Genomic DNA, 26,996 nt, shown 5'->3' on the forward strand with positions numbered 1-26,996 from the left:
CCATCTTCTTAGAAACCTTAACTTATGAAAAGAGTATTTTTTTTCCTATTTACTGCTGTTGTATTAACGGCTTGCAATTCTGATGATGATAACACCATAGAAACAGGCGATTATCTTATTTTTGGGCATTATTACGGGATGTGTGCCGGGCAATCTTGTGTAGAAATTTTCAAGCTGACGGAAACAAAACTCTATGAGGATACCAACGATAATTACAGTCTTGATAACCTAAGTTTTCGTGAGTTAGATCACGCTACGTTTGAAAATGTTAGGTCTTTAATATCTGCTGTACCACAAGAATTGTTAACCGACGAAACTTCTGTTTTTGGATGTCCTGATTGCGCTGATGGCGGCGGATTGTATATTCAACTTTCCCAAAATGGAACTTTATACACCTGGAATATGGATCAGATTAAAGAAAATGTTCCTGAATATCTCCATAATTTTATGGATGAAGTGAATGCAAGTATTGCATTAATTAACAACCCCTAGTAGTATAAAAACATCGGTGGATATTTGCCTAATCTGTGTTATAAGTGTTTAAGTATAAAAGTTAGAAAAGGCCTTAATACGAAATAGTTATTCATCATAAATGTGTGAATTTGGCATAATAATCGTCAATCTATGTTCATTTTTTATTTTAGCATAGTGTGTGTTAATTCAAAATAGTTTCAAAATACTTTCCTAATGATATTGAGGTGTTCTTCGAACCGTAAATGAAGATTATGTAGAAATTACCAAGATTTTACCCGAGAGACTGGATCTTTAAAATAGAATATCTGAATAAAATGAGCAATACGATTTCTTTTTAATTGACTACTGTCTAACCTTTAACTGTGCAAAATTTCCTTTCATTTTAACATTCAAGCTGCCGCAATAATTTCATATTTAAATTTACGACTTGATTCTTTGTAAAAAAATGCAGCAGTCTTGATTCTCTTTTATGCATTTTGAACAATCATCCCGCAGATGAAACAGATTTACGCTAAAGCAAAACAAAAATTTATTTTCTTTGGATGAACTAAGTAGGTCATTTTTAAGAGGAGTTTATACCAATTTCTTCTTACGTGAGTTGAACTACCATAATAATTGATATTCACGCAAAAAATCTTGATTCTTTGTTCTTGAAGCGCAGCGGTCTTGTTTCTTCTTCAGGCGTCTCGATCGCTATCTGGAGAACCACTGTATAACATTTACAGGCTTTGATTAATCATAGATAAGAATTCAGAAGTATTACAAAATCAGCTCAAATCAGACAAATCCGCGTCATCAGCGCTCCTACAGAAAAATTTAGAATAAAAAAACCCTCAACAAAAGTTGAAGGTTTTCTTGAGGCATCAAAGGTCCCGATAGCTATCGGGAGAACCGCTGTAGAAGGTTTACATTCTTTAATTAATTTTTTATAAAAATTTATACCAACACAAAAATCAGCTCAAATCAGACAAATCCGCGTCCTCAGCGTTCCAACAGATAAAAATTTAGAATAAAAAACCCTCAACAAAAGTTGAAGGTTTTCTTGAGGCATCAAGCGGATTCGAACCGCTGTAGAAGGTTTTGCAGACCTCTGCCTAGCCACTCGGCCATGATGCCGAATTTGGAAGTGCAAATGTAAAAAAAATAAACGTGGTAAGCTATATAGTTCTATAATTTTCGTCTTTCGGACATTTTAATGGTCACTTTCTCAACATCGCCACCAATAGGAGGGTTCAATTTACTCACTGACACTGTAGCTTTGGTCACTAACTGATCTTCTTCAAAAATACGTTTCAAGATCCGTTTGGCAACAGTTTCAAGTAAATAGGAAGGTTGCTTCATTTCTTCCTTAATGATTCTGTTAAGTAGCACGTAATCGACGGTTTCACTAAGTTTATCAGATTGTGCAGACGGTTGTAAGTCGGCTTTAATCTTTAAATCCACGCGATAATCACTACCAATTTTTGTTTCTTCACTTAAACACCCATGGTGTGCAAACACCCGAATATTTTCAACTTTAATAACACCCATAATTCCATTTATATCCACAAAAATAAGGCATTTATAGAACTAAAAAAATCCCTAATTTTGCAATAGAATTCTTATGGTGCAGATAAAAGCACTAAAGAATAAACAAATACGTACAAGTCCTATGTCAGAAGAATCAAGATCGCTCAATTTTTTAGAGCACATTATAGAAGAAGATTTAGCGAATGGAATGTCTAAAGACGACCTTAGATTCCGATTTCCTCCGGAACCTAATGGGTATTTGCACATAGGACATACTAAAGCCATCGGCATTAGTTTTGGTTTGGGCGAAAAATATAATGCGCCGGTCAATCTTCGGTTTGATGATACTAATCCCGCCAAGGAAGAGCAGGAGTATGTAGATGCCATTAAGGAGGATATTTCTTGGTTAGGCTATACATGGGCGGATGAATTGTATTCTTCTGATTATTTTCAACAATTGTATGATTGGGCTATTCAAATGATCAAGGATGGCAAGGCTTATGTCGATTCCCAATCTTCTGAAGCCATGGCAGAGCAAAAAGGAACACCAACACAACCTGGGGTTGATGGACCGTACCGCAATAGAAGTGTCGAGGAAAACCTTGCCCTTTTCGAAAAAATGAAGAATGGAGAATGTGATGAAGGGTCGCATGTATTGCGCGCAAAAATTGACATGAAGCATACTAATATGCTAATGCGCGACCCCATCATGTATCGCGTCTTAAAAAAACACCATCACAGAACGGGCAACGATTGGTGCATTTACCCGATGTACGATTGGACGCATGGTGAAAGTGATTATTTGGAACGTATTACACACAGTTTATGTTCGCTCGAATTTAAGCCGCATAGAGAGCTTTACGATTGGTTCTTGGACCAAGTGGTCGAAACTAACAACATTCGTCCTAAACAACGCGAATTTGCCCGTTTAAACCTTAGTTATACCATTATGAGCAAACGTAAGTTGCTAAAATTAGTGGAAGAGAAGATTGTTTCCGGTTGGGATGACCCACGAATGCCTACTATTTCTGGGTTGCGTCGTAGAGGTTATACACCCAACGCTATACGGAAGTTTGTGGAAACGGTAGGAGTTGCCAAGCGCGATAATGTTATTGATGTGGCGCTTTTAGAGTTCTGCATCCGGGAAGATTTGAACAAGACCGCACCAAGGGTCATGGCTGTTTTAGATCCTGTTAAACTGGTAATCACGAATTATCCAGAAGGAAAGGAAGAGTGGCTGGAAGCTGAAAACAATCAGGAAGATGATGGTATGGGCTTTAGAAAAGTCCCTTTTTCTAGAGAACTCTACATTGAAAGAGACGATTTTAAGGAAGAAGCAAGCAGCAAATATTTCAGATTAAGCATCGGAAAACAGGTGCGTTTAAAGAATGCATACATCATTAAAGGGGAAAGCGTTGTTAAAGATGCCCAAGGCACCATTACAGAAATTCACTGTACTTATACTGAAGATACATCTATAAAAGTGAAAGGAACTTTGCACTGGGTTTCTATTAAACATGCTATAAAAGCTGAGGTTAGAGAGTATGATCGTTTATTTATGGATCCTTCTCCAGACGCACATCCGGATAAGGATTTTATGGAATTTATAAATCCTGAATCGTTAAAAACCATCACCGCTTACGTGGAGCCAAGTTTAAAGGACGCTAAAGTAGGGGACCGTTATCAATTTCAACGTTTGGGATATTTTAATGTTGATAAGGATACAACGGCTGAACATTTAGTGTTCAACAAAACTGTGGGCTTGCGCGATTCGTGGACAAAGGAAGTACCTACTGCAAAAACGGAGCAAGAAAACACGCCACAGCAAACAAAATCGAAAAACAATCTGCCGCAACGAAAAGCGATCGAAATCATTCAGCAATTGGGTAAAAAATACACCAATTTGCCGGAAGAAAAACAGTTAAAAACCAAAGCAGAGATTCAAGAACTTGCTAATGATGTAAGTTATGAAGATTTGGAACCTTGGTTTAATACTGCGGCCAAAAAAGTAGGGACGCGTATTGCCACCATGATCACCTTAGGTGTGTTATTAGAACAAGGTTTAGAGCGTAATGAAGATATAGAAGCATTTATCGCTTCAGGAATAGAGGATAAATATGACGCTTTGTCGGCTGAGGCTAAAGCGCTTTAAAAGTATATGCTCTTGTTTTAGTGTTTTTAATGCTTTTCAACCCGATATTTTATAAAGTTGGCATTTAGGTGGCTTTTAAAAAGTTTGTTCTGCATAAAAATGTGCTAGGAATCATAATCGAACTATTTAGTTACGAAAGGGTTAGGGAGTTGCAATGCGTTTAAAAAGGCACATTTCGAAAAAGAAATTCATCACAAATGACATTTAAAGGAAATGCATGGATGACACGTGATGTTTTGCTTTAAAACTATTTTGAAAATCTTAATATTGAATTAAAGTTTTTGTGAGCCTTTTTAATTTCAGTAACTTTTATGTTTCAAAAAACAGATGGAAAGATGAAACTATCACAAGAACTATTAGCTGAAATTACCCAAGTCACGAGAAGTATTGAGGATCATCATCCGGAACTTCAGAAGTATTTGGATGAAAACCCGATGACACTTCCGGAAGGCGACAGTAGTGATGTAGAAATGGACAATCAGGCGTTAAGGGAATATTTAGACAGCTTAAAAGAACTGGTTACTAAATACGATAAAGAACATTAAACTAAGGAATGTGTCTCAATACTTATACAACCTATCTGAGAGTTGAATATTTGAGACTATTCTCGGACAGCTGTCCGATAGAAAAACATAAAAAAAGCCGTTTCAATTAGTTTTGAGACGGCTTCTTTAATTAATGATTACTTTTTCAGATCATTTTCTTTCTTCTTGTTTTTGGCTTCTTTCATAGCCTCACCAATTTGATTACTTGCGGTAAAACTCGCCACCATATTGTTTAACATATCACTACCCGCTTGTGGCGAATTTGGTAATAAAATCAAGTTACTATTGACATGTTCGCCGATAGATTGTAGCGTATCATAATGTTGGGTAACTACAATTAAGGCAGAGGCTTCCTGAGAATTGATGCCCACTTTATTAAGAACTTCTACTGATTCTTCCAAGCCACGGGCAATTTCACGTCGCTGATCAGCAATACCCTGACCTTGTAATCGTTTGCTTTCCGCCTCAGCTTTCGCGCGTTCTACAATTAAAATACGCGCCGCATCACCTTCAAATTGTGCGGCAATTTTTTCACGTTCAGAGGCATTAATTCTGTTCATCGCTGCTTTTACTTGTGCATCAGGATCAATGTCTGTAACCAATGTTTTTATAATATCGTACCCGTAGTCTGACATGGCATCGTTAAGTTCTGTTTTAACGGCGATGGCAATGTCATCTTTTTTCACAAAAACATCGTCTAATTTCATCTTAGGAACTTCAGCGCGGACCACATCAAACACATAACTGGTAATTTGATCATGTGCATAATCCAACTTATAAAATGCATCATATACTTTTTCTGAAATCACCATAAACTGCACGGAGATTTTTAATCTTACAAAAACATCATCTAAAGTTTTTGTTTCTACAATAACATCTAATTGTTGAATTTTGAGACTCATTCTGCCGGCAACACGGTCAACAATAGGGATCTTCATCTGAAGTCCAGAATGACGAATACTCTGAAACTTTCCAAAGCGTTCAATAATGGCTGCAGACTGCTGCTTCACGGTAAAAAAGGATGAGATAATAATGACAAAAAGAATGACGGCGATGATGGGAATAATGAACATAACTTGGATTTTAAAGGTTAGAATACGTAAAATACTAATTTAATGTTTATAACTGCTGAAAACTATAGTTTCTTCAATTGGCAAGGGTGCAGAATAATTGTTTTTCAACGAATTACGGAATTTTATAAAAAAAATATCGAAATTTGCAGCACAAAACTTCATATGTCAATGAAAATCAATCTTCTTATTCTGTTAGTCGCACTTAGTATCGGTTCTGTTACAGAAAGTTTTGCACAACAAAATATTCAAACTAGAAATAGGATTGGACTTTACGGTGGTTTAACCCAATTTGATATTAAAACGGATAATTTTATTACCACATCTGGTCAAGGCTGGATTGGTGGACTTTCTGCGAGTGTAGATCTTCCGCACAAATTGTACAACGTGAGTTATACGATTCAGTTATCAGAAAATACACTAGGCATTAATGCCAAACCGACGCTTGCGAGTCCTTCTGAAGAAATCGACTTTACCATGATAACCGCTCAAGTCGCTTTTTTGGTGCATGTTAAAATAATTCAGGACTATCTTACCATTGATATCGGGCCGATGATTCAATATACGGGCGATTTAGAAGTCAAAAATAACAGTCAAAAAAATTATATAATCGAAAATTATAGTCGCGTGACCGCTAAGGATCTTTATAAAATTTCGCCCTTCAATGTGAATGGGGCAGTAGGTGTTTCTGCCGGTTTCAAGTCATTTAAACTGAGAGGCCAATACATATATGGCTTTACAAATATCCTGAACCAACTCAATGATGAAAATTTTGTGGGAGAAACAAATACCAGTAAATTTAAAGGAAATCAAAGTATGTTTGCCCTTACAGCACTTATTAAATTTTAATAAGAGCCCTCTGAAACTTATTTAAACTAAAAAAGGCTTAGTTCCGCAAGTGCGTGACTAAGCCTTTTTGATGTCATACTGTTAGAATTTAGGTGGTCTCTACCAATTTATTAAGACGGTTTATGGTCTCTGCTTTTCCAATCATAAATATAATTTCAAAAACATCAGGTCCTTGCATGGCACCTACCAAAGCTAAACGTAAAGGTTGCATCACTTTACCAAATCCGACGCCTTTTTCGGCAATCCAAGACTTCACATCGGCTTGGATATTATCAACCGTAAAATCTGAACTGTGATTGATAATATCTGCTAATTCCGTCATGAGATTACGGGTATCATCAGTCATGATTTTATTAAAAGATTTTTCATCATAAGCTTGCGGCGCTTCAAAAAAGAAGGAAGATAACTCCCACAAATCCGAAATAAATGTAGCGCGTTCTTTAATCATACCTACGACTAAAGCCACAAAATTTACATCAATTAACGCTAGTTGCGGGGTGCAGTTTTTAAAAGCTTCCGCTAATTCATCGTCATTTTGCATCTGCATGTATTGATGGTTAAACCATCTAATTTTATCCGGATCAAAGCGTGCACCTGATTTATGAACGCGTTCCAATTCGAAGGCTTGGACGAGCTCATCCATAGAAAATAATTCTTGTTCCGTACCAGGATTCCAACCTAAAAAGGCTAGAAAGTTGACTAAAGCATCATTGAAGTAACCATCTTCTCGGTATCCACGTGAAACGTCAGAGGTTGCAGGATCTTGCCATTCTAATGGAAATACAGGAAATCCTAGTTTGTCACCGTCGCGTTTGCTTAATTTTCCTTTTCCTGTAGGTTTTAGGAGCAATGGTAAATGTGCAAATTGAGGTCTATCCCAACCAAATGCTTCGTATAATTGATAATGCAAGGCTAGGGAAGGAAGCCATTCTTCGCCACGAATAACGTGTGTGATGTCCATTAAATGATCATCTACAATATTTGCTAAATGGTAAGTTGGCATCCCATCACTCTTAAACAATACTTTGTCGTCTAAAATATTGGTATCAATGCTGATCTCGCCTCTAACCATATCAGTCAATTGCAAGGTTTGGTCTTGTGGCGATTTAAATCTGATCACAAAATCTTCGCCATCATCCAATTTCTTTTGCGTTTCTTCAGCAGATAAAGAGATGGAGTTCAGCAATAACTTTCTATTGTGCCAATTATAAATAAAGGTTTTTCCTTTAGAGTCGTGGTCCTTTCTATGGTGTTCTAAACTGTCAGCAGTGTCAAATGCATAGTACGCATTGCCTGAAGCCACCAATTGCTCGGCATAATCTTTATATAAATGTTTACGCTCACTCTGTCTGTAAGGCGCAAATTTTTCATTCTTTCCGGGGCCTTCGTCATACGGAATGTTACACCAATTTAAGGCGTCAATAATATATTGTTCAGCACCTTCAACATAACGATTTTGGTCAGTATCCTCTATTCTTAAAATAAAAGTACCATTGTGTTTTTTGGCGAATAAATAGTTGAATAAAGCCGTACGAACACCTCCAATATGAAGTGGCCCTGTCGGACTTGGTGCAAAACGCACTCGAACTTGATCAGTCATTTTGTTTGATTTAAGACTACAAAGATAGATTTTTCCGAGGCAATCCGGAAGTTTAGGTCAAGGTTTAGAGTTCAAATCTTATGTTGCTGTTGTCGCGAATACGATTAAGCATATTAAAGGTTGTCTGCTGTATGTATCGACATATGGGAATGGTGAGTTTCCGTTATCATCCTGAAAACATCAGAAATGGCTCTAAATTAACATAAGCGCACTTATTGAGATGATTTTAGCTTGAAATAAAATCGTAATTTAGTAGGTTTAACGGCCAGGACGATCATTTCAGATATGAACCATTTTAAAACTATACAACGTAAGCTCGAGCAATTTATCAGACGGTACTATACCAATGCGTTGCTTAAAGGGAGTATTTTGTTTTTTGCAATTGGGTTATTGTACTTATTGTTCACCTTGGTTATCGAATACATTTTGTGGCTAAACCCAACAGCTAGGACCATCTTATTTTGGTTTTTTATAGTGGTAGAGGTCAGTTTGTTTGTCCGATTTATCCTTTGGCCCTTATCCAAACTATTCAAACTTCAAAAAGGCATCCATTATGATGAGGCGTCTAAAATAATTGGCAAGCATTTTCCAGAAGTCAATGATAAGTTATTAAATGTGCTTCAGCTGCAACGAAGTTCCGAGCAGTCTGAACTGTTATTGGCAAGCATTGAACAAAAATCAGCGGAATTACAGCCAATCCCATTTAAAAGTGCGGTAAATTTTCGTAAAAATATCAGGTATTTAAAATACGCGGCCATTCCTATTGCCATTATCGGGGTGACTTTAATTACCGGACATTTTAATTGGTTTAGCGATAGCTATGAACGTGTGGTGAATTATAAAACTGCTTATGAACCACCGGCACCCTTTCAGTTTTTTGTGATTAATGAAAACCTTCAAGCGCTCGAACATAAAGAATTTAAATTATTGGTTAAGACGTCAGGGTTACTAATACCTGAAAATGCCCAGATCCATTATGCGGGTGAAACTTATTTTTTAAGACAAACGGCCCCCGGAACTTTTGAATATGTGTTCCCACAGGTAAAAGAAAATCTCCGTTTTACCTTGTCCGCAAATGAGGTGGTCTCCAGATCTTACCAGCTACATTTAATGTTGGTACCTACTCTGGTGAATTTTGAAATGGTTTTGGATTATCCGTCGTATACCAATCGGGTGGACGAAGTGCTGAAAAGTACTGGCAATACCACCATCCCTGAAGGAACTTTTGTTACTTGGAAAATAAAAACGCGTTCCACAGACCAAGTGGTGATGTATGCTTATGATACGCTAAGCTTTGAAAAGAAAAGTGCGAATGAATTTGAAACCTCCAAACAGGTATTTTCCAAGTTAGACTATAGTATAGCTACGAGTAATCAGGGATTGAAGGATTATGAAAATCTTGTGTACAGTATTCAAGTGGTTAAGGATGGCTATCCTGAATTAAATATTAAAGTGGAGCGGGATAGCATTGATCAGCAATCCCTATATTTTTATGGCCAAGCCAGTGATGATTACGGATTAAGTAAGTTGCAATTGGTATATTATGATGTTGAAAATGAAGACGATAAACGGACAGAAACCATTCCGATCAACAGTTCCAATTTTACTGAATTTATCAGTGCCTTTCCTAATACACTTAATTTGGATGAGGGCGTTAACTACGAGTTGTACTTTCAAGTGTTTGACAATGATGCTATTCATAAGTATAAAAGTGTGATAAGTACAGTGTTTTCGTATAGAAAACTCACCCAAGATGAGCAAGTACGGAAGCAATTGCAAGAACAAAGCGAGACCATTAAAAATTTAGACAATTCCTTTGAAAAATTAAAACTTCAGGATAAGCAGTTGGAAGAATTATCCAAAACCCAAAAGGAAAAGGAACAGCTTAATTTTAGTGATAAGAAGAAGTTGGAGAATTTCATCAAACGTCAGCAGCAACAAGAGGAAATCATGCAAAACTTCAACCAGCGGCTTAAGGAGAACTTGGAGGATTTTCAAAAGGAAAATAATGAAAAGGATCCGTTTAAAGAAGCGCTAAAGGAGCGTCTAAAAGACAATGAAACACAATTAAAAAAAGACGAACAACTTTTAAAGGAATTAGAAAAACTACAGGACAAAATCCAGAAGGAAGAACTTTCTGAAAAATTAGAGCAATTGGCTAAACAAAATAAGAACAAGCAAAAAAGTTTGCAACAATTATTGGAATTGACCAAGCGTTATTACGTGGCCAAAAAAACGGAGAAGTTGCAGCGGGAACTCGAGAAACTGGCAAAGGCGCAAGATGAATTGTCTAAGGAAGATTCAAAAACAAACACCAAAGAGAAACAGGGCAATTTGAATGAGCAGTTTGAGGAATTTCAAAAAGAAATGGAGGAACTCCAAAAGGAGAATAATGCCTTGAAGAAACCCATGGACGTGCCTCAAGATCCTGCAGCGGAAAATGAAATTAAGCAAGATCAGCAAGCCGCTTCAGAGCAGTTAGAAAAGAAAAGGGAATCTGAACAAAAGAATGATCAACAAGATGCCAATCAGAAACAAAAAGATGCCCAGCAAAAGCAACGTGATGCTTCAAAAAAAATGAAGGAGATGAGTGCTAAGCTTTCCCAATCTATGATGGGTGGTGGGCAAGAACAATTACAGGAAGATACGGCTATGTTGCGACAGATATTGGATAATTTGGTACTGTTTTCATTTGACCAGGAAGATTTGATGAAGCAATTTAAAAGCATTCAAATCAATAATAATCAATATGGTAAATTCTTGCGTAAACAAAGCAATTTAAGGGAGCATTTTGAGCATATTGATGATAGTCTATTTGCTTTGTCCTTGCGTCAACCAAAGTTATCAGAACAGGTTAACGGTAAAATCACGGAAGTTTTTTTTAATATCGATAAATCGATGGCTCAGTTGTCAGAAAACCAACTTTATCCGGGCGTTGCAACGCAGCAGTACACAATTACCGCCACTAATGATCTGTCCAGTTTTTTAAGTGATATTTTAGACAATATGGAATCTCAGATGAACGCAAGTCAAGGAGAGGGTTCTGGAGAGGGTCAGGGCAAACAGGGTGGTGGTGGCGGAATGCAATTGCCAGATATCATCATGAGTCAAGACGAATTAAATAAGCAGATGGAACAAGGCCTTAAAAAGTCGGAGTTCGGAAAATCTGAAGGAGGTGAAGATGGTGAAGATGGTGAAGGGAGTAAAGGAAAAGACGGTAAAGGCGAATCAGAACAAGGGGGTGCTGATGGTAAATCGGGTGAAGGGAAGGAGGATGGAGAAGGCTCCTCTGAAAGCTTAAATGGCGAGTTGTATCGTATTTATCAAGAGCAGCAAAAGCTACGTCAAGCCTTGGAAAATAAGCTGCAAGAACTTGGAAAAAATGCGCAAGGCGCTCAGTTATTAAAGCAAATGGAACAGGTGGAATCTGATTTGATCAATAAAGGGTTTACCAATCAAACTTTGCAGCGCATGATGAATTTACAGCACCAGTTGCTGAAGTTGGAAAATGCTACATTTTTACAAGGTGACGAGGAGAAGCGTGAGTCAAATACCAATCAGAAACAGTTTGATAATAGCACAAATAATCAGATCCCTAGGGCCAAAGAATATTTTAATACTACTGAGATATTAAATAGGCAAGCCTTACCTTTGCAGCAACTTTATAAGAAAAAGGTTCAAGACTATTTTAAAAAGGAGAATGATCAGCTTTAACTACGAAACAGAATTTCAATTAGAAAATGAACTTGCCTTGTCTGATTGGATTGCAGGTGCCATTACGAATGAAGGCTTTACTAAAGGTGAAATCAACTATATTTTTTGTGATGATGCCTATCTTTTGGAATTGAATATTCAGTTTTTAGAGCATGATACCTTAACTGATATCATCAGTTTTGATTACACGATGGGCAAACAAATTAACGGCGATGTGTATATCTCTATCGAGCGTGTTAAGGAGAATGCAGAGGAGTTTCAGGTCAGTTTTGATGATGAGCTCCACCGGGTGATGATTCACGGGGTACTTCATTATTGTGGCTATAAGGATAAGACGGAAGAAGAGGAGGCACAGATGCGCTCTAAGGAAAATTTCTACATGTCCCAATTGGGCTAAGTTTCAGTAAATCAACGTATATTTGCAAACTTTTATTTTGACCTTTTTAATAAAGCCAGTAATTCGGGTTTCTGGATTTAAAGTTGATTTCAAAATTAAAACGGTTAATGTTCCACGTGGAACATTAAGGAATTAAAATTTACAAACGATGTTTGAAAACGAATATGATGTGATTGTTGTTGGTGGTGGCCATGCGGGTAGTGAAGCGGCGGCTGCTGCTGCCAATATGGGGAGTTCAACTCTGCTAATTACCATGAACCTTCAAAATATTGCGCAAATGTCCTGCAATCCTGCAATGGGTGGTATTGCTAAAGGACAGATTGTGCGTGAAATTGACGCGCTGGGAGGTTACAGTGGGATTGTGAGTGATACTTCGGCTATCCAGTTTAAAATGCTCAACAAATCAAAAGGTCCAGCTATGTGGAGTCCAAGGGTGCAAAGCGACCGGATGCGGTTTGCAGAAGACTGGAGGTTGATGTTGGAAGGCACACCTAATCTCGATTTTTATCAAGACATGGTGTCCGGGCTACTTGTGGAAAAGGATCAGGTGGTTGGAGTTAAAACTTCCTTAGGATTGGAGATCAAAGCAAAAACTGTAGTGTTGACCAATGGCACTTTTTTGAATGGTCTCATTCATATTGGTGATAAAAATTTTGGAGGAGGGAGAGCTGGCGAACGTGCTGCTACCGGAATTACAGAACAATTGGTGCAGTTGGGTTTTGAATCGGGAAGAATGAAAACCGGAACTCCTCCAAGGGTGGATGGACGTTCTTTAGATTATTCTAAAATGGAGGTTCAGCCCGGGGATGAGGTGCCAGAGAAGTTTTCTTTTTCAGATGTCACTAAACCATTAACGCAGCAACGGGATTGTCATATGAGTTATACAAGTCCGTTAGTGCATGATTTATTGCGCGAAGGTTTTGATAGATCGCCAATGTTTAACGGTCGGATTCAAAGTACGGGGCCGAGATATTGTCCATCTATAGAGGATAAGATCAATCGGTTTGCGACTAAAGAACGTCATCAGTTATTTGTAGAACCGGAAGGTTGGAATACGGTGGAGGTCTATGTGAATGGTTTCTCAACTTCTCTGCCCGAAGATGTCCAATTTAAAGCTTTACGTTCTGTAGTTGGTTTTGAAAAAGTCAAATTTTTCAGACCTGGTTACGCTATTGAATACGATTATTTTCCGCCAACACAATTAAAGCACACCTTAGAGACAAAGTTGGTGAAAGGATTGTTTTTTGCAGGTCAGATTAACGGTACAACAGGGTATGAAGAAGCTGCTTCGCAAGGTTTAATGGCTGGTATTAATGCAACATTACAAGTACAGGAAAAAGATGAATTTATCTTGAAACGCAATGAAGCCTATATTGGGGTTTTGGTAGATGATCTTATTACAAAAGGTACGGAAGAGCCGTATCGTATGTTTACCTCGCGTGCAGAGTATAGAACATTATTGCGCCAAGATAATGCCGATTTGCGACTGACGCCTAAAGGTTATGAGCTCGGTTTGGTTGGAGAGAAGCGTTTGCAGCGTATGGAAGAAAAGCACTCCAAAGCGACAAATTTTGTAGAATTTTTTAAGAACACTAGTGTGACGTCTGAGGCTATTAATCCTATTTTGGAAGCCAATGATTCTGCAGCCGTAAATCAATCCGGCAAGTTGTTCAAGATCTTTGCGCGTCCAAATATTTCTATGGACGACATGCGGAAAATTGATAGCGTAGAAGCTTATATAAAAGAAGAGGATTTAGATAAAGAAATTCTGGAACAGACCGAAATACAAGTCAAATATTCAGGGTATATAGATAAAGAAAAGAACAATGCAGATAAACTAAATCGTCTGGAAGATTTAAAAATCCCTGTTGATTTTGATTATTCACAATTGAAGTCAATGAGTATTGAAGCGCGTCAAAAATTAGAAAAGATTCAGCCAAGAACCATCTCTCAAGCGTCTCGGGTGAGTGGTGTTTCGCCAAGTGACGTTTCTGTATTATTGGTCTATATGGGTCGCTAAAATTCAAATCAAAGCATGATGTTCCACGTGGAACGTGTTTATTGTTTTTTAAATTATGAGACGTCATCGCACTGTTTTTGATTTTTATTGAGATTTAGATAATGTCAGATTTTTAGAGAATTGCCTAAACCTCGGGATGTTTTTTATTTACTTTTTCGGCACTGTTGACTTGTCGATTCTTAACAGATATATCGTTTTGTAAAATAATCGAGGTATTCTGATTGGTAAAGAAGATGGCTCTTATTTGGAAAAATTCGCCTGTCAGATACAATGAATTTCTTACTTTCGCTTACTTCAGCAATTACAACAGTTATAAGGTGGCACATTTAAATCAGAACAACGTCTATATTAAAGTGAAAGACCATTCCGTTTCCGGTGAGGAATTTGACTTGATCCTGAATGATCGCTTGGAAATGCTCGAAACATATCCAAGACCTTCTGAAGCAAAATTGCCCGGATATTATCAGAGTGAAGATTATATTTCGCATACGGATGCCAAACGAAATTTGTTTGAACAGGTCTACCATTTCATTAAGGGTATTGCTTTAAAGCGTAAGTTAAAACTCATCAATTCTATCACTCAGAACTCCAAAAAAATATTGGATGTAGGATGTGGCACTGGCGATTTTTTACAAGTTGCTGCTAACGATGGCTGGAACATTTTTGGAATTGAACCTAATGCGCAAGCACGAGAGATTGCGAATAGAAAAACGAATAATAAAGTGTTTTCCACCGATATTATTCAGGAGTTGGAGATAGGAAGTTTTGATATAATTACGCTATGGCATGTCTTGGAGCATTTGCCCGATCTTGAACAACAATTAGCACGCTATGCTTCTTTATTGAAAGCCAACGGAACTTTAATTATTGCGGTGCCCAATTATAAAAGTTACGACGCGCAAATCTATCAAGAATTTTGGGCGGCTTATGACACGCCAAGACATCTTTGGCATTTCAGTCAAAAAGCAATAAAAAAACTTGGGGCAGGAGCGGGAATGAATGTTGTTAAAATTCTTCCAATGAAATTTGACGCTTTTTATGTTAGTTTGCTTTCTGAAAAATATAAAACAGGCAAAATGAATTACTTTATAGGTTTTTGGAACGGATGGCGTTCAAATCTGAAAGCAACTTCAAATGGCGAGTATTCCTCCTTAATCTACGTTTTAAAGAAGGCTAAAAATTGATTAGAAGCGTTTATAGGCGATTTCAAGGTTCTGTAAAGGAATAATCCTTCCAAATTCACGAAACCCCATTAAACGCGCTCTAGTAAAGTCATTTTTGATTGATTTTTTAAATAGCAATTAAATCTTCTATTTAAATTTCCAATACAATATATTTTTATTGATTTCCCGCTGACTTTGTTACATTTGCACAAAATTTATAATATACTTAAAAAATGAAAAAAGGTTTTATCGCTCTATTAACTTTAGTGGTGTTGTCATCATGTCAAGAGCAAACAAAAATTGGATTTGTGGATAACAGCAAATTGATTAATGACTATCAACAGAAAAAAGATATCGAAGCTAAGTTTCAAGTTGAAATAGATGCTTTCAATAAAAAAGTTGACAGTATTGGTCAATCGTTCCAAGCGCAAGCGGCAGAGATGCAGGAACAAGATCCTAAAATGGTTCAAAAAAGCTCTCAAGAAAAATATCAAGCTTTGGCACAACAATACCAACGTTTCCAACAGCAGTTCCAAATGGAGGAGCAACAAATTCAATCTAAAAGCCAAGCACAAATAGATACCCTAATAAAAAATGTTAGAACGTTTGTAAAATCATATGGCGAAAAGAATGGTTACTCTTACATTTTAGGTAGTAATGAAGCAGGAAGTGTAATGTATGGTGATGACAGTAATGACCTAACTAAAGAAATCCTTGAAGCATTAAACGCTGAAGGCAAAAAGAACTAAGAATTCAGTTCTTGCAAAATATATTAAAAGCCAGTTTTTAACTGGCTTTTTTATGTAGTAATCTTGTGAGTTTTATCGATAAATCGGTTAACACGATTTTAGAGTTTCCGTTGCGCTCAATGTGATAAATGGCATCTTCCAGCTCAGTGCTAATGTCCATAATATTGCCTTCATGAATGAACGGCGCAAAATTTTCCAGTTTAAAATTCTTCGCTTTTGTTTCTATAAATACTAAAGCTTCCGCGTTGTAGTTCATCATCAGCGCTTGCCTGAAAAAGTCGAGGCAGTAATGCAGAAATTGTTTCTGTGTTTCACGGCCTGTTTTGGCAATTTGTTCACTCCAACTGATCAAATCGTGAATGGCTGTTTTATTACCCTTTGCTTTAAATGCACTGCGGATCCAAAAGATAAACCACTCTTCAAATTGGAGATCTTCAGAATCATGGTAAACTAAATCACACGCTTTGTTGTAATTGCCGTTGGATTGATGGGCAATCTTGGTAGCTGTCGCCTCATCCAGTTGGTAATTGCGTTGCAAGGCCTCAATAATGACGGCTTCAGCCAACGGCGGAAAGTGTAGCACTTGACATCTAGACCTGATGGTATTGATAATTTGGGCTTCGTCTTCCGCTATCAAAATAAAGACTGTTTTTGCCGGCGGTTCCTCTATTAATTTTAAAAGCTTATTAGCAGCCGAGGTATTCATCTTCTCGGCCATCCAGATTAGCATGATTTTATAGCCGCCTTCATACGATTTTAGAGACAACGCCTTAACAATATTTAAAGCTTCATCCACGCCAATCTGACCTTGTTTATTTTCGACGCCTAATAAACGATACCAATCAAAAAGATTTCCGTAAGGTTGCTCTTTCAACAGCTTACGCCACTCTTCCATAAAATGATTGGAAACTGGGTGTTTTTTTACCTTATCGGTGGTGGCTACCGGAAACGCAAAATGTAAATCAGGATGCCCGAAATTTTTAAATTTAAGGTTGCAACTCGCATTGCCGCCGCTGTTTTCTGATTGCGTATTGCCGCAAAGAATATATTGTGCGTAGGCAATAGCCATGGCTAAAGTGCCTGAACCTTCCGGCCCAACAAACAACTGCGCATGTGGGATGCGTCCGTTATCCACACTTTGGGTCAAATGGTTTTTTAGATGTTCTTGTCCTAATACAGTACTGAATTGCATGGCACAAAACTATGTATTTTTTTTCATTAACACTGTCAGAATTCCAATTCCTAAAAAAATGCGTTTTTTATCGTTTTAGAAATGGTTACATTTGTTACTATTTTATAAAAAGAAACACCAATGAAAACCTTAAACGACTTCAATTTTAAAGATAAAAAAGCGCTTGTTAGAGTAGATTTTAATGTGCCTTTAGACGATGAAAATAATGTGACAGATGACACGAGAATTGCCGCTGCAAAACCTACCATAATTAAAATATTGGAAGATGGTGGCAGTTGTATTTTGATGTCGCACTTAGGACGTCCCAAAGGAGTTCAAGAAGAATTTTCCTTGCAACATATTCTAAAGGATGTAGAAAACTTGATTGGGGTAGAAGCCATCTTTGTTTCGGACTGTGTCGGCGAAGCGGCTAAAACTGCAGCAGATAATTTAGAACCAGGTCAAATCCTGTTATTGGAAAATTTAAGGTTCTATAATGAAGAAGAGGCAGGCGATAAAGATTTTGCTGAAAAGTTATCCAAATTGGGAGATATTTATGTGAATGATGCCTTCGGTACAGCACATAGAGCTCACGCTTCTACTGCGGTAATTGCGGATTTTTTTCCTGAGAAGAAATGTTTCGGCTATTTGCTGGAACAGGAAATTGAAAGTATAAAAAAAGTAATGGAAACTGGTGAAAAACCGGTATTAGCAATCCTTGGTGGCGCTAAGGTGTCTTCAAAAATTACCATTATTGAAAATATTTTGGATAAGGTGGATCATTTGATCATTGGAGGCGGTATGACCTTTACGTTTGTGAAAGCCCAAGGCGGTTCTATTGGCGATTCGATTTGTGAGGATGACAAAATGGAATTGGCATTGGAAATATTGAAGAAAGCCAAAGAAAAGAATGTGAAGATCCATATTCCTGTAGATGTGGTTGCGGCAGATGCGTTTAGCAATGATGCCAACACCCAAATAGTGAATGTAAAGGAAATTCCTGACGGATGGCAAGGTTTGGATGCCGGTCCTGAAACAATCAAAATATTTCATGAGGTTGTTCTTCAATGTAAAACCATCTTATGGAACGGACCTCTGGGCGTTTTTGAAATGGAAAACTTTGCCAAAGGCACCATTGAGCTCGGTAATTCTATTGCAGAAGCTACTAAGAAAGGCGCCTTTTCTCTTGTAGGTGGAGGCGATTCAGTTGCTGCCGTGAAACAATTTGGTTTTGAGGATAAAGTGAGCTACGTCAGTACTGGCGGTGGTGCGATGCTTGAAAGTTTGGAAGGAAAAACACTTCCCGGAATTGCTGCCATATTAGAATAGCCACATAGCTATTAAAATGACGGAATAGACAACACGTAGGATAAGTTCGACGAAACGCATTCAATTGTGTTAAATTGTTGTTTTATCCCGTCATTTTAAATATTATTGTACGATTTTAATCTATAAATCGTTGATTATTAAAATATCATACTAATGAACCAAAAAATAGTTTCTTTAACCTTTGGTGCCTTATGTGTCTGTGGTCTTAGTTTTTCTCAAGTTAAAACTCCAAAAAAGAACACAACTCAAGCACCAGACAAAACTGTTTCAGTTCAAGTCGATTCCATTCCCGATGGAAAAAATTTGGCAGTGAAGGAGATACAACCGGTCGCTGATTCTTTGAACGCAACAAAGATTGAAGATTTAGAATTTGCGTCTGAAATTGATCAAAAATGGCTCGATGAGCTATATGGAAATTCATTGTTTGATAGTATCTATGAATCCGTTACCGATTTAAAATATGATGCTGTTGATTACCCTGAGTTACCCACCGATACTCTAAAGGCCCGTCTTAAAATATTAAACGCAAAGACTCCTTTTAATATTGAGTATAACGAATCTTTAGAAAGTGTTATTAAATCTTATTTAAAACACCGTCGTCACTCCATGGAGCGATTGATGTCCTTAAGCGACTATTACTTTCCGTTATTTGAAAAGGAATTGGATAATTACAACATTCCTTTGGAAATTAAATATTTAGCCATTGTAGAATCCGCTTTAAAGCCTCGTGCCAAGTCACGTGTAGGCGCTACTGGCCTCTGGCAATTTATGTATGGTACCGGTAAGATGTACGGGTTGGATGTGAGCAGTTATGTGGATGAGCGTAGTGATCCTATCAAATCAACGGAGGCGGCCAGTAAATATTTGGCCAAGCTCTATGAGATTTTTGGGGATTGGGATTTGGCGCTAGCCGCCTATAATTCCGGGCCTGGTAATGTGAGCAAAGCTATCCGTCGGTCTGGTGGTTATGAAAACTATTGGAATATCAGACCGCATTTACCACGGGAAACAGCGGGCTATTTGCCAGCATTTTTAGCCACGATGTATATCTTTGAATATGCTGAGGAGCACGGGTTTAAAAAGCATAAGCCTAACTTTAGGTATATGGAAACGGATACTATCCACGTGAAACAAATGATCACTTTAGATCAGGTTTCTGAGCTGTTGGAGTTACCTATGGAAGAATTGCAATTTCTAAACCCCTCGTATAAGCTGGATGTCATCCCGTTTGTGGAAGGCGAAAATTATACGCTAAGACTACCAAAACATGCTGTGGGTCGATTTGTAAATAATGAAGCTAGCATCTACGAGTTTGTAACCAATGAGTTGAACAAACGTGAAAAACCGATTGCCCAAATTTTAGAATCAAACTCAAAATCGACCTACAAGGTGAGATCGGGAGACAATTTAGGTAAAATTGCCAGACAGTACGGCGTTCGCGTTTCGGATTTGAAGGCTTGGAATGGTTTGCGGAGTAATAACCTTAAAATAGGGCAACGCCTTAACGTCTATAATACCAAATCATCTACTACTGTAGCTAAATCAGTTGCGAGCAATTCAACTGCAAAAAGCAGTACTTCCAACGCGTCAAAAACCTATAAAGTGAGATCAGGAGATTCGCTTTGGAGCATTTCTAAAAAGTTTCCTGGGGTTTCCATCCAAAATATCAAAGAATGGAACGATATTAGTGGTATTAATTTAAAAGTAGGTACAACACTTAAGGTTTCGCGTTAAGTGTTTTCAATTTTAAAACCAAACCCATGAAACTCATTTATGCTTTTGCCTTTTCCTTACTATTGTTCACCTCTTGTAACAATGGTAAAGACCAACGAATTATTTCAGGATCCAACGGAAATATCAACAACCTTTTAGTGGTCGTTGATAATTTATCATGGGAAGATGGTGTTGGTGAGACGATTAGGGATGTGGTCGCAGCACCAGTGCAGGCCTTAAATCAAGAAGAACCCTTATTTTCTATAAATCAGATGCCACCCTTAGTGTTTGACGGTTTTGCTACAAAAAGTAGAATTATCCTTAAAATAGAAAAAGGCAACCCAGCAGGGATGGTCATAAAAAATGATGTGTACGCTAGACCGCAAACTGTAGCCGTGGTTTCAGGAAAAACAGATCAGGAAATAAAAGATCAGCTTGAGGAACATGGCGATGAAATTATTGCCGCTTTTAAAAAGGAAGAATTAAAGGAAAACCAACGCCGTATTAAAATCTCCTTAATGGATGATCAGCCCCTTCAGGATAAGTTGGGCATCAAACTGAACTTTCAGACAGCTTATAGAATTGCCAAGCAAGAAGACGATTTCTTTTGGATCAGAAAGGATATTCCTACCGGAACCATGGATTTTATTATTTATGAAGTCCCTTTAAATACCATTAAAAAAGGCGATAGCGCAATTGTGGATATCGTAAGAATGAGAGACTCTATTGGTAAGGTTCATATTCCAGGCCCTGTAGAAGGATCGTATATGATTACTGAAGAGGCCTATACGCCATATTTAAAGGAGACTAAACTGGATGGGAAACCTGCCTATGAAACCAAAGGCATTTGGGACGTGAAAAACGCCTTTATGTCGGGACCATTTATCAACTATGCCATAGAAGATAGAGCTAATGACAGATACCTTGTCATTGAAGGCTATGTGTTTGCGCCGTCTGTAGAAAAGCGCAATAACATCTTTGAAATGGAAGCCATTATAAAATCCGTCAAAATTCTTTAAACAATAAGAGCCAACTGTTAAAGTTGGCTCTTGTTATTTTCTCTATAATTCAAAAAAGGTAATTAGCGATTTTTATCGGCAGTCGTATTTGCCTCATCACCATCTTCCTTACTGGCATCTTTAAATTCTTTGATACCGCTTCCCAAACCTCTCATGAGTTCTGGAATTTTCTTTCCTCCAAACAATAATAATACTAGTACAACGACAATTACTATTTGCCATACTCCAATTGCTAAAAAAATACTTGATGCTATCATAACATTTAATTTGAATTACAAATTTAATAATTAAACTTCAATTTAAACGTTAAAAACAAACTTTAGATGAAAGACCTAAAAGTTTGCCTTAATTTTATTTAATTTTGTGGAGCATGACACCTAGAAAAAAAGACAAGAAATTCGCGAGAAAATTGCTGCATAAGTACCGCTTGGTGGTGCTTAATGAAGATACGTTTGAAGAGCGATTCGCCATAAAATTAACCCGTTTAAACGTGTTTGTTATTGTGTCTTTGTCTATGATTCTTTTAGTTGCAGCTACCACCTTTTTAATTGCATTTACACCACTTAGGGAATTTATACCAGGCTATTCATCTGCCAAATTAAAAAAACAGGCCACTGAGCTCAGTTTTAAAACAGATTCCTTACAACAGATTATCGCTATCAATGATCAGTACTTTGGCTCAATTAAACGTGTGCTAACAGGCGATGTCAAAACACTTGATTTTAATAAGGACTCCATCTTAAATGCCGTTAACGAAGAAATTGGTCAAATCTCTGTAAAACCAACCAAGCAAGACTCCTTACTACGGGAAAAGGTTGATAAGGAAGACAAATACAACCTCTTTGAATCTGCCATCTATGCCTCCAATTTTGTATTGTTTCCCCCCGTTAATGGTAACATTTCAGAAGGGTATAACGTTAAGGAAAAACATTATGCCGTAGATATCATTGTTGCTAAAAACACCCCTGTTAAAGCGACCGCTGACGGCACAGTAATTTTTGCGGAATGGACTTCAGAAACCGGCTATGTGGTGATTATAGAACACAGTTATGAGATGATTTCTGTTTATAAACACAATGCCTCATTAACCAAGGAACAAGGTGATATTGTTAAAGCCGGGGAAGTTATTGCGATGGCTGGCAACAGTGGCGAATTTACAACGGGCCCACATTTGCATTTTGAATTATGGAGTAAAGGTTACCCAATCAATCCAACCAATTTTATCGATTTTAAATAATGTTTTCAATAAAATCAGCACTTGCAAAACCGTATGCCTACTTCATTAAAAAATCAGTTTTAAAATGGGCGAATAACCCTGTGGAAACCCAAAATAAGGTGTTCGAAAGTCTGATGGCGAAAGCTAAACATACCCAATTTGGAAAAGATCATAATTTTGCCCATATAAAATCGCATGCCGATTTTGTTGCTCGGGTGCCCGTCCGTGATTATGAAGCTTTAAAACCATATGTTGAACGCGTTGTGGCGGGCGAACCAGATATTTTATGGAAAGGCAAGCCACTGTATTTCGCTAAAACATCTGGCACCACTTCAGGGGCCAAATATATCCCAATTACTAAAGAAAGTATGCCTACACACATTGAGGCGGCTAGAAATGCCATCCTCATGTATATCGCCGAAACTGGCAATGCCGATTTTGTGGATGGTAAGATGATTTTCCTTCAGGGCAGTCCTATTTTAAAGGAACAAAATGGGATTCAGTTGGGACGCTTGTCGGGTATTGTGGCGCATTTTGTGCCTAGCTATCTTCAGAAAAACAGAATGCCATCGTGGGAAACCAATTGTATTGAAGATTGGGAAACCAAGGTATCAGCCATTGTCGACGAAACCTTGCCTGAAAATATGACCGTCATTTCTGGAATTCCGTCTTGGGTACAGATGTATTTTGAAAAAATCAATCAGAAAACGGGTAAAAAAGTGGGGGAGGTCTTTAAAAATTTCAACCTCTTTATTTTTGGAGGCGTTAATTATGAACCGTATCGAGCCAAATTTGAAAGCCTGATTGGCAGAAAAGTGGATAGTATTGAACTGTATCCTGCTAGCGAAGGCTTTTTTGCCTATCAAGATCAACAAAACATTAAAGGTATGCTCCTTCAGTTAAATTCAGGCATGTTCTACGAATTTATAAAAGCAGACGACTTTTTTAGTGAACTTCCCAAACGAATCACAATTAAAGATGTGGCATTGCACACCAATTACGTGATGATTGTATCCTCTACAGCGGGACTGTGGGCCTATAATATTGGAGACACGATTGAATTTACCTCTTTGGCGCCTTATCGCGTTGTTGTTTCGGGGCGCATCAAACATTTCATTTCTGCTTTTGGCGAACACGTGATTGGCAAAGAAGTGGAACAGGCTTTAAAGGAAGCCGTTGAGGGCACTACCGTTCAGATTTCAGAATTTACAGTGGCCCCCCAAATCAATCCAACGGAAGGTTTACCGTATCACGAATGGTTTATAGAATTTGAAAACGCGCCTCAAGATGTGCAACATTTGGCGAATACAATTGAAAAATCTTTAAAGAACCAAAATAGTTATTATCTGGATTTAATTGTGGGCAAAGTCCTTCAACCCTTAAAGATTACGATAGTTAAGAAAAACGGTTTTCAGGATTATATGAAATCTATCGGGAAGTTGGGAGGCCAGAATAAGATCCCCCGGTTGGCCAATGATCGTAAGATTGCAGAGGTTTTGATCGAAAAAAATTTAACTAATTAATCCTATCTTTACAGGCTAAAGACGAATTATGAATACCAAAAAAATACACGCCAGAACTCGGGCTCAAGAGAGTTCAAATGCTATTGAACGAATGTATATTACGATGCGGCATTTGTTTAATCGTGGATTTTACAAGCCTATGGGGATTTCTGGTGAGACACTTCGGGAATCGTTATTGCTGTTACGACCTGAAATTTACGGTTCTATTGGTGAGGAAAAGGCAGAATTGGAAGGCTTATTATATGTTGTAGATCGTTTGCCTTATGGTATTGAAGAGTGTACGTTTATCAATCTTACCAGCGATGAAGGCTATACAAATTCTCATTTTAAAGCGATTATTCCGCCAAAAAGAAGACGAAATTGTTTCCGGATTGATGACGAGCAAATGAACATCGAGATTACGCGTGGACGTTCTGAAATTTATGATATTCTGACCCACCTGACCTTTATGTTTGTGGAGTCGCATAAAATCAGCAAACGCGTACTTGTAGATGAGCAAGGCACCACCACTAGAGATTGGATTAAATTAGAGAGGGCAGTCTTGTCCAACGAAGAATTGACTCAGGAGGCACGGGAGATTGCCATCACACATACCGCAAATATTCTAGGACGTACTTTTAATGAACTGACTCAAATGTACAGTGCTTTTGCACTGCCTAATCAACCAGAGCGCCTGTTACATTTAGTGTATTGGCTGGGGAAACTTGCCATTGAAGAGGTGGTTAACAATAACAGACGTACAGTAACCTTCAGCCCTGTGCTTAGAGAGCGTTTAGGGCACCATATACACGGCGAAATTTGGGCGAACACCATAAAGGATGCCTTAATTAAAAATGGACTCATTGAGCGCCCTATTCATGTGATCAGCGCCAACATGCACAGTGTTATGAATTCATTATTTGCGCCACAGGCTTTAAAATCATTGGCTTCTAAGAAAAATATGTTTGAAGTTTATGAAGCGCTGAGCCAGAAAGAAAATCAGGAGTTGCGCAATAAAGTGACCAAGGAAGCTTTGCAGCGCGGAATGATTTATATTCCTGATACTTCAGGAACCAACATTGATGTGCAAATTTTTGACACCGCACAAATCGATTTTTCCAAAACTGATTTGGAAGAGGTTAAAAAGCTTGACGATTCGGAAAAACCGGTCATTTTTGTGATGGATTATGCCTTTGGAGAACAAGCCTACGAAACCATTGACGAATTGTTAAAACCTCTCAAGATTGATGGCAAGCAAATCCTTCTTAACGTAGATTCTATTTCCATCATGGGTAAGGCCGGGATTTTAGAAGGGGGGAAGGGCGATATTATGATTCCTTCAGCGCATATCTTTGAAGGGACGGCAGATAATTATCCGTTAGAAAATGAGTTATCAAAATCAGACTTTGATGGTCATGGAATTGCCGTTTACGAAGGATCAATGATTACCGTTTTAGGAACCTCACTTCAAAACAAGGAGATTTTAAAATTCTTCTTCAATTCTACCTGGAATGTGATTGGATTGGAGATGGAAGGCGCACACTATCAAAAGGCAATTCAGGCGGCATCAAAAGTTAGAGGGAGCATCAACCCTAATGTAAAAGTGAGATATGCGTATTACGCGAGTGACAACCCATTAGAAACAGGAAGCACCTTGGCTTCAGGCGGATTGGGAACATCCGGCGTGAAACCAACCTATCTTATTACGAGAAAGATTTTACAGCAAATATTTAGTTAACAATAGCATTTATGAATAAAAATTTGCCCCAACAACAACCCTCTGAGGAAGTCGATTTAGGACATTTATTTAAACTGATTGGTAAAGTCTTTGATCGTTTCTTCCGATTTATAGGCCGTATTTTTACAGGCATATTTGGGGTTATCCTCTTATTTCTATTTTTTATCCAAAAGCATTTTTTAAAATTTGTTATTGTTGTTGTAACGGGCGTCATTATAGGAGCTATTATAGATATAAAGAAAGAACCTGAGTATATTTCTACTATGGTCATTGAACCTAACTTTAATAGCGTTCAACAACTTTACAATAACATTGCTTTTTACAATGATCTTGCAAAAGCAAAAGATTTTTCATCGCTTTCTGATGCCTTAAATATCACTGATGAAGAGGCCTTGTCTATTAAAAAATTTGATGTGGAATCCTACTCTGATGAAAATCAAAAAATTCTATTGTTTGATCAATTTGTACGCAGTTTAGATACTACAACTCAAAAGGCGATAGATATGAAGGCTTATCTCGAAAACTTCAATTCACTCGATGCGCGTTTTCATACCATATCAGTTATTGCAAGTGATAATACGGTGGCTAAAAAAATTCAACCCGCCATTATCTCCTCCATATCAAATAATAGCTATTTTAATTTAAGAAAAGATATTAGTGACAGCAATATTAAATTGCAGGATAGTCTTTATAAAAAGCAAATTGCGGAGATAGATTCCTTACAATTATTATACAAACGTGTAATGCTTAAGGAGGCTGAGCGCGCTGTACAAGGGACAAATATTAGCTTAGGAGAACAGGGGACACAGAATAATAAAGAACTTTCATTGATCAATAAAATGGAAGAATTGAAACTAGGATTGGTAGAACTCAATGAAGAACGCGGAAACAAATCGAGCATTTTAAATGTAATTTCTGATTTCCCTAGAAAAGGAGTTCGTGAAAAGGGACTTTTAAAAAGCTATAAATTTTTGGTGCCCAGTTTGTTTCTTATTTTGGCAGTGCTTGTATTACTTATGTTATCCTTAAATAGATATCTTAAATACCATTCCAAAAGACCTTAATT

The 26,996-nt window shown here is 37.7% G+C and carries 21 protein-coding genes and 1 tRNA gene; 16 read left to right on the forward strand and 6 right to left on the reverse strand.

The window, feature by feature from the left end:
- Positions 1–24 precede the first annotated feature (24 nt).
- Complete coding sequence (locus ES711_RS07955; protein WP_146892388.1) at positions 25–492, forward strand: lipoprotein; 468 nt, start codon at positions 25–27, stop codon at positions 490–492.
- A 1,027-nt stretch (positions 493–1,519) separates the two neighbouring features.
- On the opposite strand, the gene ES711_RS07960 is transcribed toward ES711_RS07955, so the two are convergent.
- Together ES711_RS07960 and folB are read right to left on the reverse strand one after the other, a co-directional pair.
- Positions 1,520–1,590: transfer RNA gene (locus ES711_RS07960), tRNA-Cys, on the reverse strand.
- A 51-nt stretch (positions 1,591–1,641) separates the two neighbouring features.
- Complete coding sequence (gene folB, locus ES711_RS07965; protein WP_146892390.1) at positions 1,642–2,004, reverse strand: dihydroneopterin aldolase; 363 nt, start codon at positions 2,002–2,004, stop codon at positions 1,642–1,644.
- 121 nt (positions 2,005–2,125) lie between these two features.
- Here folB and ES711_RS07970 point away from each other — a divergent pair, with 121 nt between their 5' ends.
- Positions 2,126–4,135 carry a glutamine--tRNA ligase/YqeY domain fusion protein gene (locus ES711_RS07970; RefSeq protein ID WP_146892391.1) on the forward strand — a complete coding sequence of 670 codons (2,010 nt, stop codon included), beginning with the start codon at positions 2,126–2,128 and terminating at the stop codon, positions 4,133–4,135.
- Between the two features lie 335 nt (positions 4,136–4,470).
- The gene (locus ES711_RS07975) at positions 4,471–4,680 is read left to right on the forward strand and encodes a hypothetical protein (protein ID WP_146892393.1); all 210 of its coding nucleotides are present in this window, start codon (positions 4,471–4,473) and stop codon (positions 4,678–4,680) included.
- A 137-nt stretch (positions 4,681–4,817) separates the two neighbouring features.
- Here the strand turns inward: ES711_RS07975 and ES711_RS07980 are convergent, their stop codons facing one another.
- Positions 4,818–5,753: an SPFH domain-containing protein gene (locus ES711_RS07980; RefSeq protein WP_146892394.1), complete on the reverse strand. Its 936-nt coding sequence runs from the start codon at positions 5,751–5,753 to the stop codon at positions 4,818–4,820.
- Positions 5,754–5,921: 168 nt separating this feature from the next.
- On the opposite strand from ES711_RS07980, the gene ES711_RS07985 reads away from it, so the two are divergent.
- Entirely contained in the window at positions 5,922–6,599 is a 678-nt protein-coding gene (locus ES711_RS07985) for a PorT family protein (protein ID WP_146892396.1), read from the forward strand.
- An 88-nt stretch (positions 6,600–6,687) separates the two neighbouring features.
- Here ES711_RS07985 and gltX read toward each other — a convergent pair whose 3' ends face one another.
- On the reverse strand, positions 6,688–8,199 hold the full coding sequence (gene gltX / locus ES711_RS07990) for a glutamate--tRNA ligase (RefSeq protein ID WP_146892398.1): 1,512 nt from the start codon (positions 8,197–8,199) through the stop codon (positions 6,688–6,690).
- 285 nt (positions 8,200–8,484) lie between these two features.
- On the opposite strand from gltX, the gene ES711_RS07995 reads away from it, so the two are divergent.
- The 5 genes from ES711_RS07995 (at position 8,485) to ES711_RS08015 (ending at position 16,242) form a co-directional block, all read left to right on the forward strand.
- On the forward strand, positions 8,485–11,913 hold the full coding sequence (locus tag ES711_RS07995; protein WP_146892400.1) for a DUF4175 family protein: 3,429 nt from the start codon (positions 8,485–8,487) through the stop codon (positions 11,911–11,913).
- The gene (gene ybeY / locus ES711_RS08000; RefSeq protein WP_146892402.1) at positions 11,900–12,310 is read left to right on the forward strand and encodes an rRNA maturation RNase YbeY; all 411 of its coding nucleotides are present in this window, start codon (positions 11,900–11,902) and stop codon (positions 12,308–12,310) included. The genes ES711_RS07995 and ybeY overlap by 14 nt, the downstream gene beginning before the upstream one ends.
- A 148-nt stretch (positions 12,311–12,458) precedes the next feature.
- Positions 12,459–14,330: a tRNA uridine-5-carboxymethylaminomethyl(34) synthesis enzyme MnmG gene (mnmG, locus tag ES711_RS08005; RefSeq protein ID WP_146892404.1), complete on the forward strand. Its 1,872-nt coding sequence runs from the start codon at positions 12,459–12,461 to the stop codon at positions 14,328–14,330.
- Between the two features lie 233 nt (positions 14,331–14,563).
- Positions 14,564–15,514, forward strand: a complete 951-nt coding sequence (locus ES711_RS08010; protein WP_146892405.1) for a class I SAM-dependent methyltransferase — start codon at positions 14,564–14,566, stop codon at positions 15,512–15,514.
- Between the two features lie 212 nt (positions 15,515–15,726).
- Positions 15,727–16,242, forward strand: a complete 516-nt coding sequence (locus tag ES711_RS08015; protein WP_146892407.1) for an OmpH family outer membrane protein — start codon at positions 15,727–15,729, stop codon at positions 16,240–16,242.
- A 37-nt stretch (positions 16,243–16,279) separates the two neighbouring features.
- Here the strand turns inward: ES711_RS08015 and ES711_RS08020 are convergent, their stop codons facing one another.
- Positions 16,280–17,434, reverse strand: coding sequence for a DNA polymerase III subunit (locus ES711_RS08020; RefSeq protein ID WP_146892408.1), 1,155 nt, complete (start codon positions 17,432–17,434; stop codon positions 16,280–16,282).
- Between the two features lie 120 nt (positions 17,435–17,554).
- On the opposite strand from ES711_RS08020, the gene ES711_RS08025 reads away from it, so the two are divergent.
- The 3 genes from ES711_RS08025 (at position 17,555) to ES711_RS08035 (ending at position 21,474) form a co-directional block, all read left to right on the forward strand.
- Complete coding sequence (locus ES711_RS08025) at positions 17,555–18,742, forward strand: phosphoglycerate kinase (RefSeq protein ID WP_146892410.1); 1,188 nt, start codon at positions 17,555–17,557, stop codon at positions 18,740–18,742.
- Positions 18,743–18,895: 153 nt separating this feature from the next.
- Positions 18,896–20,476, forward strand: a complete 1,581-nt coding sequence (locus ES711_RS08030; RefSeq protein ID WP_146892411.1) for a LysM peptidoglycan-binding domain-containing protein — start codon at positions 18,896–18,898, stop codon at positions 20,474–20,476.
- 26 nt (positions 20,477–20,502) lie between these two features.
- Positions 20,503–21,474: a DUF4837 family protein gene (locus ES711_RS08035; protein WP_146892413.1), complete on the forward strand. Its 972-nt coding sequence runs from the start codon at positions 20,503–20,505 to the stop codon at positions 21,472–21,474.
- Positions 21,475–21,536: 62 nt separating this feature from the next.
- Here ES711_RS08035 and ES711_RS08040 read toward each other — a convergent pair whose 3' ends face one another.
- The gene (locus tag ES711_RS08040) at positions 21,537–21,731 is read right to left on the reverse strand and encodes a twin-arginine translocase TatA/TatE family subunit (protein ID WP_146892415.1); all 195 of its coding nucleotides are present in this window, start codon (positions 21,729–21,731) and stop codon (positions 21,537–21,539) included.
- A 113-nt stretch (positions 21,732–21,844) separates the two neighbouring features.
- Between ES711_RS08040 and ES711_RS08045 the strand changes: the two genes are divergently transcribed.
- The 4 genes from ES711_RS08045 to ES711_RS08060 are packed head-to-tail and all read left to right on the forward strand — an operon-like array spanning position 21,845 to position 26,994.
- Positions 21,845–22,711, forward strand: coding sequence for a M23 family metallopeptidase (locus ES711_RS08045; protein ID WP_146892416.1), 867 nt, complete (start codon positions 21,845–21,847; stop codon positions 22,709–22,711).
- Positions 22,711–24,213, forward strand: coding sequence for a GH3 auxin-responsive promoter family protein (locus ES711_RS08050; RefSeq protein WP_146892418.1), 1,503 nt, complete (start codon positions 22,711–22,713; stop codon positions 24,211–24,213). Before ES711_RS08045 ends, ES711_RS08050 begins: the two co-directional genes overlap by 1 nt.
- A 28-nt stretch (positions 24,214–24,241) precedes the next feature.
- A complete protein-coding gene (locus ES711_RS08055; RefSeq protein WP_146892420.1) occupies positions 24,242–25,930 on the forward strand; it encodes a DUF6909 family protein in 1,689 nt (562 codons plus the stop codon).
- Between the two features lie 11 nt (positions 25,931–25,941).
- Positions 25,942–26,994, forward strand: a complete 1,053-nt coding sequence (locus ES711_RS08060) for a hypothetical protein (protein ID WP_146892421.1) — start codon at positions 25,942–25,944, stop codon at positions 26,992–26,994.
- Positions 26,995–26,996: the final 2 nt, after the last annotated feature.

This window comes from Gelidibacter salicanalis, assembly GCF_007997285.1.
Lineage (GTDB): Bacteria > Bacteroidota > Bacteroidia > Flavobacteriales > Flavobacteriaceae > Gelidibacter > Gelidibacter salicanalis.

Excerpts from the sequence above, each read along its gene's own strand:
- ES711_RS08010 (WP_146892405.1), top strand. The coding sequence starts at position 14,564 with ATGGCTCTTATTTGGAAAAATTCGCCTGTCAGATACAATGAATTTCTT.
- ES711_RS07995 (WP_146892400.1), top strand. The coding sequence starts at position 8,485 with ATGAACCATTTTAAAACTATACAACGTAAGCTCGAGCAATTTATCAGA.
- ES711_RS08040 (WP_146892415.1), bottom strand. The coding sequence starts at position 21,731 with ATGATAGCATCAAGTATTTTTTTAGCAATTGGAGTATGGCAAATAGTA.
- ES711_RS08035 (WP_146892413.1), top strand. The coding sequence starts at position 20,503 with ATGAAACTCATTTATGCTTTTGCCTTTTCCTTACTATTGTTCACCTCT.
- ES711_RS07980 (WP_146892394.1), bottom strand. The coding sequence starts at position 5,753 with ATGTTCATTATTCCCATCATCGCCGTCATTCTTTTTGTCATTATTATC.
- ES711_RS07955 (WP_146892388.1), top strand. The coding sequence starts at position 25 with ATGAAAAGAGTATTTTTTTTCCTATTTACTGCTGTTGTATTAACGGCT.
- folB (WP_146892390.1), bottom strand. The coding sequence starts at position 2,004 with ATGGGTGTTATTAAAGTTGAAAATATTCGGGTGTTTGCACACCATGGG.
- ES711_RS07970 (WP_146892391.1), top strand. The coding sequence starts at position 2,126 with ATGTCAGAAGAATCAAGATCGCTCAATTTTTTAGAGCACATTATAGAA.
- ES711_RS08045 (WP_146892416.1), top strand. The coding sequence starts at position 21,845 with ATGACACCTAGAAAAAAAGACAAGAAATTCGCGAGAAAATTGCTGCAT.
- ES711_RS07985 (WP_146892396.1), top strand. The coding sequence starts at position 5,922 with ATGAAAATCAATCTTCTTATTCTGTTAGTCGCACTTAGTATCGGTTCT.
- ES711_RS08030 (WP_146892411.1), top strand. The coding sequence starts at position 18,896 with ATGAACCAAAAAATAGTTTCTTTAACCTTTGGTGCCTTATGTGTCTGT.
- gltX (WP_146892398.1), bottom strand. The coding sequence starts at position 8,199 with ATGACTGATCAAGTTCGAGTGCGTTTTGCACCAAGTCCGACAGGGCCA.
- ES711_RS08020 (WP_146892408.1), bottom strand. The coding sequence starts at position 17,434 with ATGCAATTCAGTACTGTATTAGGACAAGAACATCTAAAAAACCATTTG.
- ybeY (WP_146892402.1), top strand. The coding sequence starts at position 11,900 with ATGATCAGCTTTAACTACGAAACAGAATTTCAATTAGAAAATGAACTT.
- ES711_RS08015 (WP_146892407.1), top strand. The coding sequence starts at position 15,727 with ATGAAAAAAGGTTTTATCGCTCTATTAACTTTAGTGGTGTTGTCATCA.
- mnmG (WP_146892404.1), top strand. The coding sequence starts at position 12,459 with ATGTTTGAAAACGAATATGATGTGATTGTTGTTGGTGGTGGCCATGCG.
- ES711_RS08055 (WP_146892420.1), top strand. The coding sequence starts at position 24,242 with ATGAATACCAAAAAAATACACGCCAGAACTCGGGCTCAAGAGAGTTCA.
- ES711_RS08060 (WP_146892421.1), top strand. The coding sequence starts at position 25,942 with ATGAATAAAAATTTGCCCCAACAACAACCCTCTGAGGAAGTCGATTTA.
- ES711_RS07975 (WP_146892393.1), top strand. The coding sequence starts at position 4,471 with ATGAAACTATCACAAGAACTATTAGCTGAAATTACCCAAGTCACGAGA.
- ES711_RS08050 (WP_146892418.1), top strand. The coding sequence starts at position 22,711 with ATGTTTTCAATAAAATCAGCACTTGCAAAACCGTATGCCTACTTCATT.
- ES711_RS08025 (WP_146892410.1), top strand. The coding sequence starts at position 17,555 with ATGAAAACCTTAAACGACTTCAATTTTAAAGATAAAAAAGCGCTTGTT.